Below are 11415 nucleotides of genomic sequence, written 5' to 3'. Positions count from 1 at the left end.
GCGCTGTTGAGGATCTCGGCGAAGAAGATGAGGAGGACGCAGAAGATGAGCGTCACCTTCTCGGCGAGCCCCAGGGGGATGCCGCTGCCCACCAGGCCCACGAGCACGGCGGAGACGAGGTGGACGCGCATGTTGCGCTGATGGATGACGGTGTGGATGAGCCCCGCCCACGCGTTGCGGAACGAGGCCATGACGCCAGCGCCTCCGCGGGGGGGAAACGGGGAGGAGGGTGGGGCCGGGACGTTCATTTGAAGTCGAGGGAGGCAGGCTAGCACTCGCGGACCGATTACCGCGCTCGCGTGAGGGCGGGCGTGGACCTATGGTCCGCGCTCAGCATGGCACGCCTTTCTTCTCTCTCGTGTTCGAGCTTGATCTGTCTGTTGCTCCCAGCGCTCGCGTGGGCCTGGCCACCCTCGGAGGAGCCGCTGGACTGCGGCCTGGAGCCACCCGGGGCGGTGTATGTCCCGGGGCCAGAGCCCAGGCCCTACGAGGAGGCACTGAGGGACGCTTCCGCGCTGCCGCTCGTCCGCCGTGAGCTCCGGGACGGGACGCGCTCGGCTTCCTCCGGCCTGCCGCAGACGCGCATGCGCGGCGGGGCGCTGACTGGGAAGACGGTGTACCTGAGCCAGGGGCACGGCTTCTACCGGAGCTCGCCCTTGGAGCGCTGGGCGACGCAGCGCCCCAACACGCACGACGTCGTGGAGGATCTGGTCTCCGCGGAGACGCTCAACCAGTACCTGCTCCCCATGTTGATGAGCGCGGGGGCCCGGGTGGTGCCGCTGCGTGAGCCGGACCTCAACGGGCGGATGGTCATCGTCAACAACGGCGACCTGGAGTACTCGGAGACGGGGCCCGCGGGGCTCTTCAGCTCGGCCACGGTGCCGGGGTGGGGGCCACCTCCCTCGCCCATGGCGAACAACGTGCGGCCCTTCAACCTCGGTGGCAGCCGGCTGATGACCGCCGCTTCCAGCGCCACGGCCTCGGCCTCGTGGGTGCCGCGCATCTCCGTGGAGGGCAGCTACTACGTCTATGTCTCCTACGCCGCGGACCCGTCTCGAGTGCCGGATGCGCACTTCGTGGTGAAGCACGCGGGAGGGGAGAGCCACTTCCGCGTTGACCAGCGCCGTCACGGAGGGACGTGGGTGATGCTCGGCCGCTTCTACTTCAAGGCGGGGCAGAGCCCGGAGAAGGGGGCGGTGGTGGCGCTCAACGACTCGACTGCGTCGGGGACTGTCTCGCTGGACGCGGTGCGCATCGGCGGTGGCTCCGGCTTCATCGGGGACGCGACGATGGGACCGCTCGGCCGGCCGCGCTACGAGGAGTGCGCGCGCTACCACACGCAGTTCAACGGGGCGCCGGCCTCGGTGTTCGCTCCCTCGGGAGTTAACGCGCTGGCCAACGAGCGCAACGATGATGTGTCCGCGCGCTCGCGCTTCGCGGCGTGGGATCACGAGACGGGCGAGGACGCCGTCTACGTGGCCTGGCATACGAACGCATCGAACGCCACCATCCGGGGGACGGAGGTCTACGTCTATGGCCCCAACCCGGTGGACGGCACGCTCAACTTCACCGGGGTGACTGGGGGGGATGTGCTGGGCACCGCGCTGCGCGCCGAACTGCTCAAGGACCTCAGGGCCGCGGTGGATGCCACCTGGAGGGTCCCGATGCTGCGCTCCGCCAACTTCGGCGAGCTGAACCCGACCCACAACCCGGAGACGCCCTCCGTGCTCCTGGAGATCGCCTACCACGACGCGGCAGCGGACGCGGCGCACTTGAAGGAGCCGGAGTTCCGCCGCATCGCGGCCCGCGCCATCCTGCAGGGCATCATCAAGTACTTCGCAGGGAAGGATGGCAAGCCGGTGCACCTGTCGCCGGAGGCTCCCACCGTCGTGGCCGCGCGCAACGTGACGGATGGGGTGCAGGTGCGCTGGTTGCCTCCGGTGACGGACGAGATCGATCTGGGCGGGCACGCAGCTACTTCGTACCGGGTCTACCAGAGCGAGGATGGGCTGAGCTGGGACGAGGGCACGGAGACGGCCGACACTTCCCTCACCTTCAATCTCCCGGCGGACACCACGCGCTACTTCCGCGTTGCGGCGCTCAACGAGGGCGGCGAGTCCTTCCCCTCGGACACCGTGGGCGCAAGGGTGGGCACGGCGCCACCTGCGCTCATCGTCAACGCCTTCGATCGCCTGGATGCAACCATGGATCGTCCCGAGGATCTCTCGCGCTACAGCCTCGGCGCTCCGCTGCGCGTGCTGCTGGAGACGATGAATGACGGCTCCTCCGTGCGCCGTCATGGCGCTGCGGTGACGCGGCACGAGGTGGCCTTCGACAGCGCAACGAACGAGGCGCTCGGCGCGGGGCTCGTGAGCCTCTCCGACTACCGGCTGATCGACTGGTTCACGGGCCGAGGCGGCGTGGGAGGAGCCGCTCCAACTCGGGAGGAGCAGGATGCGCTTCGGGCCTTCGTCACCGGCGGGGGACACCTGCTCTTCTCGGGCAGCAACGTGGCCTCCCAGCTCGCGGCAGGAGACGCGGCCGATCAGGCGTTCCTCGCCGACATCCTCCGCGCGGCAGTGGGCAGTGGCTCGTCCTCGCTGTTCGTGGAGGGGCAGCCAGGCGACTGGCTGGAGTTCGCCACGGCGCTCCAGCTCGATGACGGCACACGGGGAGGGCTCGCGGTGGGCAGTCCCGACGTCCTCACCCCGGCGACGGGGGGCGCCTCCATTCTGCGCTACACCGGCACGGAGCTGTCGGCCGGCATCTCGTCGGCACCGGGAGGACAGGTGCTCTTCCTCACCATTCCGCTGGAGGGGCTCGTCAGTCCCCTGCGGCGCGAGTACGTGCTGGGCACCTTCCTGGCGCGCACGGGCTTGCTCGCCACGGCTCCCCCGGTCCCTGGAGACGACCCCGTTCCGCCAGATCCGGGGCCTGCCAACCAGTGGACCGCCGCCACGGGCCAGGACCCCCGGCCGCCGGATCCGCCGCCGCCTCCTCCCCCCACTCCGCCGTACGTGCTGGACCTGCTGCCCCAGTTCTACGAGCAGGCGGATACCGGCTGCGGCTGTGGAGCGGGAGCCGGTTCGGCTTCCCTGGCGTGGCTGCTGCTGCTCGTTACTGTTCAGCTGGGGCGTTCGCGCCGACGCACACCGCATTCAGAGCGTTGACTCGGGTCCGGCGCGTGCCTACGGTCGGCCGCCCTTTCTCGCCACGTGGGCAACAGGCCCACCTTTTGTCCTCAATACGTCAAGGAGACTCAAAGACATGGCCACGAAGATCGGCATCAACGGGTTTGGCCGCATCGGCCGCTGCATCCTGCGCGCGGTACTCGCTCGCAAGGAGAGCGACATCGAGATCGTCGCCATCAACGATCTGGACAAGCCCGCCGCCCTGGCCCACCTGTTCAAGTACGACTCCGTGCACCGCACGTGGCCGGGCGAGGTGAAGGCGCAGGACAAGGCCATCATCGTGGACGGCCACTCCATCGCCGTCACCGCCGAGAAGGACCCGACGGCGCTGCCCTGGAAGTCCCTGGGAGTGGACATCGTCCTGGAGTGCACCGGCCGCTTCACCGCGCGCGAGGGCTCCGAGAAGCACCTGGCCGCGGGCGCCCGGAAAGTCATCGTCTCCGCCCCGGCGAAGGGCCCGGATCTCACCATCGCCTACGGCATCAACCACAAAGAGTACGATCCGAAGAAGCACCACATCCTGTCCAACGCCTCGTGCACCACCAACTGCCTGGCGCCGCTGGCCAAGACGCTGCTGGACACCTTCGGCATCGAGAAGGGCCTGATGACCACGGTGCACAGCTACACCAACGACCAGCGCGTGCTGGACCTGGCGCACGAGGACATGCGCCGTGCGCGCGCCGCGGGCCTCTCGATGATCCCCACCAGCACCGGTGCGGCGAAGGCGATCGGCGAGGTGCTGCCGCAGCTGAAGGGCAAGATGCACGGCGTGTCGATCCGCGTGCCCACCCCGAACGTGTCCCTGGTGGACCTGACGGTGGTGACCAGCAAGCCGGCCACGGAGGCTGCGCTCAAGGAGGCGTTCCGGAAGAACGCCGAGGGCTCGCTCAAGGGCATCCTGCAGTACAGCGAGGAGCAGACCGTCTCCATCGACTACAACGGCAACCCGCACTCGGCGATCTTCGACGCCACCAACGCCTACGTCATGGGTGAGAACCTGGTGAAAGTGATGGCGTGGTACGACAACGAGTGGGGCTTCTCCAACCGCATGGTGGACACGGCCAAGTTCCTCGCGGCCCAGGGCTTCTAGTCCGCAGGCACTCAGGGCGTACCGAGAGGGGAACCGAGATGATCCGCTACATCGATGACCTGCAGCTGACGGGCAAGCGCGTCTTCATCCGCGTGGACTTCAACGTCCCACTGGAGGGCAGGCGCGTGACCGACGACACCCGCATCCGAGAGGCGCTGCCGACCATCCGCCGCGCGCTGGAGATGGGCGGCAAGGTCATCCTGGCCTCCCACCTCGGGCGCCCCAAGGGGCCGGACCCGAAGCTGTCGCTGGAGCCGGCCGCCACGCGGCTGGCGGACCTGCTGGGCCCCAAGCACGAGGTCATCCTCGCGGATGACAGCATCGGGGACGCGGTGAAGAAGCAGGTGAAGGAGCTGAAGGAGGGGCAGGTGGTGCTGCTGGAGAACCTGCGCTTCCACAAGGAGGAGGAGGCCAATGACGAGGGCTTCGCGCGCGAGCTGGCCTCGCTGGCGGACGTCTACATCAACGACGCCTTTGGCACTGCCCACCGCGCCCACGCCTCCACGGCGGGCATGGTCCCCTTCGTGAAGGAGAAGGCGGCCGGCCTGCTGATGAAGAAGGAGATCGAGTACCTGGGCCGCGTGCTGAAGAACCCGGAGAAGCCCTTCGTGGCGATCCTGGGCGGCGCGAAGGTGAGCGACAAGATCAAGGTCATCGAGAGCCTGCTGCCCAAGGTGGACGCGCTGCTGATCGGCGGCGCCATGGCGTACACCTTCCTGAAGGCGCAGGGCGCCGAGGTGGGCAAGAGCCGGGTGGAGGAGGACAAGCTGCCGCTGGCCTCGAAGATCCTGGAGGCGGCGCAGCGGCTGAAGACGTCCATCGTCCTGCCGGTGGACCACGTGGTGGGAAATGAGCCTTCGGCGAAGAGCAGCAAGCAGGAGACGCCGGACCGCAACATCCCGGCGGACCTGATGGGCTTGGACATCGGCCCGAAGACGCGCGCCCAGTTCACCCAGCACATCCGGAGCGCGAAGACGGTGGTGTGGAACGGCCCCATGGGCCTGTTCGAGGTGCCCCAGTTCGCCGAGGGCACGAAGGTGGTGGCGGATGCGATGGCCAACAACCGCGGGGCGGTGACGGTGATCGGCGGCGGAGACAGCGCGGCGGCGGTGCAGCAGATGGGCTACGGGGACAAGATGAGCCACGTGTCGACGGGTGGTGGGGCGTCGCTCGAGTTCCTCGAGGGCATCCAGCTGCCGGGCATCAAGGCGCTGGAGACGAAGTAGCCCCTACACGCGTTGGGAGGGAACCATGGCCGCCGAGCCTCGCCGGAAGATCATTGCTGGCAACTGGAAGATGAACAAGACCGTCTCCGAGGCGCTCGCGCTGGTGCGAGAGCTGCGGGGCATGGTGTCGGTGCTGCGCGACAAGGTGGAGATCGTCCTCGCGCCGCCCTTCGTGGCGCTGCACCCGGTGGCAAAGGCCATCGAGGACTCGAACCTGAAGCTGGCGGGGCAGAACTGCCACTGGGAGGCGTTAGGGGCCTTCACGGGGGAGGTGGCCGCGCCGATGCTGAAGGAAGTTGGCTGTGCCTACGTGATCCTGGGCCACTCCGAGCGCCGGCAGTACTTCGGCGAGACGGACGAGACGGTAAACAAGCGGGCGCAGGCGGTGCTGAAGGCGGGCTTGCTGCCGATCCTCTGCGTGGGCGAGACGCTGGCCGAGCGAGAGGCGGGGCGCACGCTAGAGGTGGTGGAGCGGCAGGTGAAGGGGGGCTTGGCGGGCTTCGGGGGGGCGGAGGTGGCGAGGTTCGTGCTGGCGTACGAGCCGGTGTGGGCGATTGGCACGGGCCGGACGGCGACGACGGCCCAGGCGCAGGAGGTCCACGCGGCGATCCGCTCGCAGCTGGTCCGGCTGTACGACGGTGGGACGGCCGAGCAGGTGCGCATCCAGTACGGCGGGAGCGTGAAGCCGGACAACGCGGCGGAATTGCTGGGTCAGAAGGATGTAGACGGGGCGCTGGTGGGTGGGGCGAGCCTGAAGGCGGGCGATTTCGCGGCGATCGTCAAGGCGGGGGCGTGAGGGGGGAAGGGTGGGGTGCGCGAAGGAGTTGTCACCCCGCTGTCAGGTTGTGTAGGGTGCGCGTCCTTTCCATCGAGCTTTTGAAAGAGAAGCCATGCTGACCTTCTTCACGATCGTGCACGTCGTGCTCTGCGTGTTCATGATCTTCATCATCCTGCTGCAGCCCGGTAAGGACGCGGGTATGGGCGCGGCCCTGGGCGGTGGCGCGGCCACGAGCGCATTCGGCGGCCGGGGTGCGGTGACGTTCCTGAGCAAATTGACGGGCGTCTTCGCGGCGCTGTTCTTCCTCACGTCGCTGGGCCTGTCGTTCGTGGGCCTGAAGACGTCGGTGGCAGCGGGCACGGCGCCCAAGCCGGCGGCGACGGCTCCGGCGACGCCGGGTGCAGCGCCTGCGGGGGAGCCGAGCGGTGCGGCGGCGCCTGCTGGGACGCCTGGGGCTCCGGCGAGCGTGGAGCAGCCGCGGGACACGGCGGCGCCTGGGACCGAGGCGGCTCCTCCGTCGAACATGGTTCCGATGCCGCCAGTTCCGGCACCGGCGCAGCCTGCGGCTCCGCAGCAGTAGGAAGAAAGAAGGGAGCGCGGCGGTTGAAAACCGTTGCGTGAGTCAGCGCGGTTCGGATAGATGGGCCGCGCAGATCGCCCAGGTGGTGGAACTGGTAGACACACCATCTTGAGGGGGTGGCGCCGAAAGGTGTGCGGGTTCGAATCCCGCCCTGGGCACTCCGAAAGAGCCTCCAAGTCCCTGAGACTTGGGGGCTTTTTTAGTTTCTGGGGCTCTGCGCCTGCCCGTAGGCCGCATGGCCCTCGATTCTGGGAGACGAACATGCCCGCTCGCCAAACCGTGCGTTGGAAGTCCGCGTGCTTGCTGCTGGCCAGTGCGCTGCTAGCAGCCTGTGTCAGCACTCCCCAACGCTCCGAACGCCGGGACCTACGCCTCGACACGGAGACGGCTGGCCGCATTCGCCACGCAACCGGCGCCGCGGCCAAGGGGGCGAGGTCTCTTGCTCCCGGGGCCAGCCGGGAGGTGGCGTCCACGCTAGCGCGGACTGTTCCGCTGCTGCTGGTGCTGCTGGAGAGTGACAACGCGGTGGGAGAGTTTGAGGAGCGGCTTGTAGAATGCGCCCGGCAGGCCGAGCGCCAGGTGAACTCTACATCGTTCGGCAACCGCGCCCCGACCCGCCAAGAGTGCGGAGAGGAGGTGGAGGTAGACGGCTGCAGCAAGCCCATCACCCGGGCCATGTTGCTGGGGCAGCAGAAGCACGTGCTCGCTCTCCAGTGTGCTCAGGAGGTGCTCGAGCAACTGTGGCCCGCGCCGGTCAGCCTTGAGCAGCGCTACCGCTATTATCCCAGTACCCGGTTCCTTGAGACCGTCAGTCGGGAGGAGGAGGCGCGCCTCATCGCCCAGGGCTGTACCCGCGAGCTGTGGCGCACCATCAAGCCCGACATCGTCCTTCATGCTGACCGCAACTGGAGGCGGTCAGCGCTCACACTGGACTTCAAGTTTCCCTGTCCCGATACCAACGACCCACGGTGGACACGCTATGGAGAGAGCAGCGCTTATGCTGGCTCCACCCAGGGAGAGATCTACAAAGCAGCGCTGGGGGGAGAGCCGTTGATCATCTCACCACGGGGGGTGACACCATGAGGGAGAACATTCCCGTCCTCCGGCTGCGGGACAAGAGCAGCACTCTGGTGGCCCGCGACGGTGTCGTCCTCTGCTTCTTCATGCGCCGCTCCCACCAAGAGGTGGCGCCCGCAGTGTGGCGGACCCTGCAGGCCTACCTTCGTGCCATCCCCCCCCAGTCACTGAACTGGTACGGCTCGGACGAGGGAGACACCCTCCCGCTTGATGACAAGGGCTGGGAGCACATCCGCTATCAACTGCTGGAGCGCCCCTGGGGCGCCGAGTGGATCGTCGAGTTGGAGGAGAATAGTAGCGAAGGAGGTGGTTACCTCTTCGAATACGACGGCAGGAAGCTTGATGCCCCGATCTTCTCCCACGATGAAGACTCCACCAGCGGAGTAGCCTTCTCGTTTCCCACGGAGTACCTCCTGGAGCACGGGCCTGCTCATCTGCGCACCCTGGCCCTCGACCTGGCGCGCGAGCTGCCCTTCAGCTTTGGCTACGCCAGCCTTGCTTTCGTCTCCCCGCGCGGGCGCTGGTACGCGGCTCGTTGGGAGCTCCTGGGTCTACTCTCTCGCTACCTGGGCATGGATCTTTATCGACTCGGTGACACGAGCCGTGTGATCGGCACCCGCGCGCGAGGAGCGTACTGGCTGACGTTCCTGGGCCAGCCGTTGCTCGGTCAACTCGGCGGCATCGAGGGACTGCGCCAGGAACTCCCCTTCCCGGAAGTGTCCTTCGAGCCATTGGAAGGCGAGCGCGTGCTGCTCACGCTGGGCGAATGGCCGGATGCGATCGACACGGCAAAGGAGACGTACGTGCCACAGTACCGTGCGCTGGCGCACCTGCTGGAGCCCTTCCTGTATGAGGAGCGCACCGGGTGGTTCTCCCTGGACAAGGACAATCTGCGCCGCTGGCTACGGCGGCTCTGCCAGTGAGCGTATCCGTCCGACGCGCACCCCTGGCCGCCGAGATCGTGACTGCGCTACGCGGCGCGGATGGCACGAGAAACGAGAGCAGTGGGCGGAGCGGATTCGGCAGTGGCAGCGCAGTCAGACGGACGCCGCCAGCCTCTCTCGCCAGAGGAGTGCAAAAAGGATTTCCAGTTGGAGTGAGTCTTGTTGCTCGAGCATCAAGTGCTGGGGAACGCGGCGCCAGGCTGCGCCGGGTTCGTGAGGAACTCGAAGCGCACGCCCTCCCCAGCGCTCCACTCCAGCTCCGTGTCCACCACCAACGTCACGGCGCTCTCGTCGATCTCGGCGACGCGGACCGGAGGGTTCGATCCGACGACGCACCATCCTGTATCCCAAGCGGGTTGTTGGCGTTGAATGCGACGATGTTGTTGCGCAGCCCGAAGCGCACGTGCGGCGCAGCTGAACTGGCATCCCAAATGGCCCGGAGCTGGGTCCTCGCCACCCTCCCTGAACTCAGCGGATGTTGGAGATCGCGTTCTTCGCGGTCTCGTGCCGCAGCTTCATGACGTTGGAGGTCAGCTGGTCCCGGCCCCTGGAGAGCTGGTACTGCAGGCGCAGCATGGAGCGCATCTCCTGCTGCGCGTGCTGGAGGATCTCCGCCCCGCTCGGCGAGGCTCCCCCCAGCGGAGTCGTGGGCGCGCTGCCCGAGGCCGCCAGGCGCGCCTGGAATGCACTCGGACCAGCCTGCGGTATTCCGGTGGCTCCCGCGGGAGCCTGACTGCCCGCGCCATTCACGGGCAAAAACACCCTCATGATCATCTCCCGGAGATCGATTTCTCCGGGATTATCGACAGGAGGGGTCTCAGTGTTTTCTAGATAATGGGAGAGCAATCGTTCGGTTATCTCTAAGGATTCCGAGGGACGTGCGCTCCTTCACTTCACGATCGCCGTCGGGTCCATCCACATGACCTCCCAGTGGTGACCGTCGAGATCGTAGAAGCTCCAGCCGTACATGAAGCCATGGTCCTTCGGGTCCGCCGCATGCGTTCCGCCTGCCGCGAGGGCGGTCTTGACCAGCTCGTCTACCTCGGCCCGGCTGTCGGCCGAGAGCGCGAAGATGCCTTCGCTGAACGTGCGGGTGTCGCAGATCTGCTTCTTGGTGAAGTCCTTGAAGTACGACTCGACGAGGAGCATCACGTACGCCTCCTCGCTGACAATCATGCAGGTGGCCTTGTCGTCGGTGAACTGCGGGTTGAACGAGAAGCCAAGCTTGGTGAAGAACTCGACCGAGCGCTTCAGGTCCCGGATGGGCAGGTTGACGAAGATCTTACGGGAACGGTTCGCAGCCATGTGTGCCTCCATAAAGGGTTCTGACGAATAGACGCCCCGTGGCGGGAGAACTCATCGGTCCCCAGAGAAAAATCTCTACGGGGCCAGCTCCGCAGGAAGCCCGAAGCGCGGGAATAGAGTCTCGGTATCAAGGAACGAGTTCATCGCGGCGATGCGGTCGCCCGAGAGCTCGAGGACGATGAGCGCCCACGGCCGGTGGCTCCCCCCGGGTCCCCCTGGCCGGTACTGCCCGAATGCGGGCGAGCCGCAGGCCGAGGTCGGCACCAGCCGGGACCCGCGGCAGGGCGAGCCGGGCCCCCGCAGCCAGGCGCGGATCGGCTCGTGACCGCGAAGCCACAGCGAGTAGGGCGGCATCGAGAGGGTCGCGTCCTGGTGGAGCAGGTGGGTGAGCGCGTCCAGGTCGTACCGCTCGAATGCATCGACATAGCGGTTCAGCAGCGTGGACTGAGCGTCGGAGAGCGGCGCGCGCGGATGGTCGAGGTCGTGGGTGGCGAGCGTCGCCCGAGCCCGCTGAAGGGCGCTGTTGACCGCGGCGACCGAGGTGTCGAGGCTGTCCGCGACCTCGGCGGCGGACCAGCCGAGGACCTCGGTCAAGAGCAGCGCCGCGCGTTGCCGGGGAGGGAGGTGCTGGAGCGCCGCCACGAACGCGAGGCGGATGCTCTGGCGCAGCACCACGAGCTCGGACGGATCGGCATCCGCGGGCAGGGCGTGCGTGTCGGGAATGGGCTCGATCCAGCGAGAGTCCGGCAGCATGGTGAGCGAGTCGTCGACCGAGCCGACGGGACCCAGCTCCATCGGGCGCGCGCGGCGCGAGCGGTCCGTCAGCGCGTCGAGGCACACGCGCGTGGCGATGCGGTACAGCCAGGTGCGCAGGGACGCGCGCTCCTCGAACCGGTCCATGCTGCGCCACGCACGCACCATTGTCTCCTGGACAGCATCGTCGGCTTCGGCGGCCGAGCCCAGCATGCGGTAGCAGTGACCGGTCAGCGCGACGCGATGCTCTTCGAGCCTGTGCGCGACCGCTTCTTCGCCTTCGGCCCGGTCGAGCTGTGACGGTGCACTCATTGCCCGTGGTGTACCAGGTGGGATAACGCAGGCAACGGGCCCCAAACACGCGCGGGTCGACGCGTGCGCCGGCGACTTGCGAAGATGTCCTCGTTTGGAATCGACCGCTCGTCGCGACGAGCAACACCAGCGAGGGCCCGATGCAGCACGCGCGCAGGT

Annotated in this window: 11 protein-coding genes and 1 tRNA gene; 8 read left to right on the top strand and 4 right to left on the bottom strand. The window is 67.5% G+C overall.

Annotated features, from left to right (window positions below):
* Positions 1-248 (bottom strand): diacylglycerol kinase family protein (locus VD972_RS44790; RefSeq protein WP_324996176.1); only part of this gene is annotated, 248 nt, incomplete at its 3' end.
* Between the two features lie 87 nt (positions 249-335).
* Here VD972_RS44790 and VD972_RS44785 point away from each other — a divergent pair.
* From VD972_RS44785 to VD972_RS44750, 8 genes are all read left to right on the top strand, one after another.
* On the top strand, positions 336-3170 hold the full coding sequence (locus VD972_RS44785) for an N-acetylmuramoyl-L-alanine amidase (RefSeq protein WP_414654248.1): 2835 nt from the start codon (positions 336-338) through the stop codon (positions 3168-3170).
* Positions 3171-3267: 97 nt separating this feature from the next.
* Entirely contained in the window at positions 3268-4281 is a 1014-nt protein-coding gene (gap, locus tag VD972_RS44780) for a type I glyceraldehyde-3-phosphate dehydrogenase (RefSeq protein WP_324996174.1), read from the top strand.
* A 38-nt stretch (positions 4282-4319) separates the two neighbouring features.
* Positions 4320-5507 (top strand): phosphoglycerate kinase, encoded by a 1188-nt coding sequence (locus tag VD972_RS44775; protein ID WP_324996172.1) that lies wholly within the window; start codon positions 4320-4322, stop codon positions 5505-5507.
* 25 nt (positions 5508-5532) lie between these two features.
* On the top strand, positions 5533-6303 hold the full coding sequence (gene tpiA, locus VD972_RS44770) for a triose-phosphate isomerase (RefSeq protein ID WP_324996170.1): 771 nt from the start codon (positions 5533-5535) through the stop codon (positions 6301-6303).
* Between the two features lie 94 nt (positions 6304-6397).
* Positions 6398-6865 (top strand): preprotein translocase subunit SecG, encoded by a 468-nt coding sequence (gene secG, locus VD972_RS44765; protein ID WP_324996168.1) that lies wholly within the window; start codon positions 6398-6400, stop codon positions 6863-6865.
* 76 nt (positions 6866-6941) lie between these two features.
* Positions 6942-7023 (top strand) — tRNA-Leu (locus tag VD972_RS44760).
* 103 nt (positions 7024-7126) lie between these two features.
* The gene (locus tag VD972_RS44755) at positions 7127-7948 is read left to right on the top strand and encodes a hypothetical protein (protein WP_324996166.1); all 822 of its coding nucleotides are present in this window, start codon (positions 7127-7129) and stop codon (positions 7946-7948) included.
* Positions 7945-8865, top strand: a complete 921-nt coding sequence (locus tag VD972_RS44750; protein WP_324996164.1) for a DUF3396 domain-containing protein — start codon at positions 7945-7947, stop codon at positions 8863-8865. The genes VD972_RS44755 and VD972_RS44750 overlap by 4 nt, the downstream gene beginning before the upstream one ends.
* A 489-nt stretch (positions 8866-9354) precedes the next feature.
* Here VD972_RS44750 and VD972_RS44745 read toward each other — a convergent pair whose 3' ends face one another.
* From VD972_RS44745 to VD972_RS44735, 3 genes are all read right to left on the bottom strand, one after another.
* Positions 9355-9654, bottom strand: a complete 300-nt coding sequence (locus VD972_RS44745) for a hypothetical protein (protein ID WP_324996162.1) — start codon at positions 9652-9654, stop codon at positions 9355-9357.
* Between the two features lie 120 nt (positions 9655-9774).
* Positions 9775-10191: a VOC family protein gene (locus VD972_RS44740; RefSeq protein WP_324996160.1), complete on the bottom strand. Its 417-nt coding sequence runs from the start codon at positions 10189-10191 to the stop codon at positions 9775-9777.
* A gap of 75 nt (positions 10192-10266) precedes the next feature.
* The gene (locus tag VD972_RS44735; RefSeq protein ID WP_324996158.1) at positions 10267-11256 is read right to left on the bottom strand and encodes a sigma-70 family RNA polymerase sigma factor; all 990 of its coding nucleotides are present in this window, start codon (positions 11254-11256) and stop codon (positions 10267-10269) included.
* Positions 11257-11415: the final 159 nt, after the last annotated feature.

The sequence above is a fragment of the Hyalangium sp. genome (genome assembly GCF_035629615.1).
GTDB lineage: Bacteria > Myxococcota > Myxococcia > Myxococcales > Myxococcaceae > Hyalangium.
This window is presented reverse-complemented; position numbering and strand designations above follow the sequence as displayed.

Bases quoted from the DNA above. Each gene is read 5' to 3' on its own strand.
- VD972_RS44785 (WP_414654248.1), top strand. From the start codon at position 336: ATGGCACGCCTTTCTTCTCTCTCGTGTTCGAGCTTGATCTGTCTGTTG.
- secG (WP_324996168.1), top strand. From the start codon at position 6,398: ATGCTGACCTTCTTCACGATCGTGCACGTCGTGCTCTGCGTGTTCATG.
- VD972_RS44740 (WP_324996160.1), bottom strand. From the start codon at position 10,191: ATGGCTGCGAACCGTTCCCGTAAGATCTTCGTCAACCTGCCCATCCGG.
- VD972_RS44750 (WP_324996164.1), top strand. From the start codon at position 7,945: ATGAGGGAGAACATTCCCGTCCTCCGGCTGCGGGACAAGAGCAGCACT.
- gap (WP_324996174.1), top strand. From the start codon at position 3,268: ATGGCCACGAAGATCGGCATCAACGGGTTTGGCCGCATCGGCCGCTGC.
- VD972_RS44755 (WP_324996166.1), top strand. From the start codon at position 7,127: ATGCCCGCTCGCCAAACCGTGCGTTGGAAGTCCGCGTGCTTGCTGCTG.
- VD972_RS44775 (WP_324996172.1), top strand. From the start codon at position 4,320: ATGATCCGCTACATCGATGACCTGCAGCTGACGGGCAAGCGCGTCTTC.
- VD972_RS44735 (WP_324996158.1), bottom strand. From the start codon at position 11,256: ATGAGTGCACCGTCACAGCTCGACCGGGCCGAAGGCGAAGAAGCGGTC.
- VD972_RS44745 (WP_324996162.1), bottom strand. From the start codon at position 9,654: ATGAGGGTGTTTTTGCCCGTGAATGGCGCGGGCAGTCAGGCTCCCGCG.
- tpiA (WP_324996170.1), top strand. From the start codon at position 5,533: ATGGCCGCCGAGCCTCGCCGGAAGATCATTGCTGGCAACTGGAAGATG.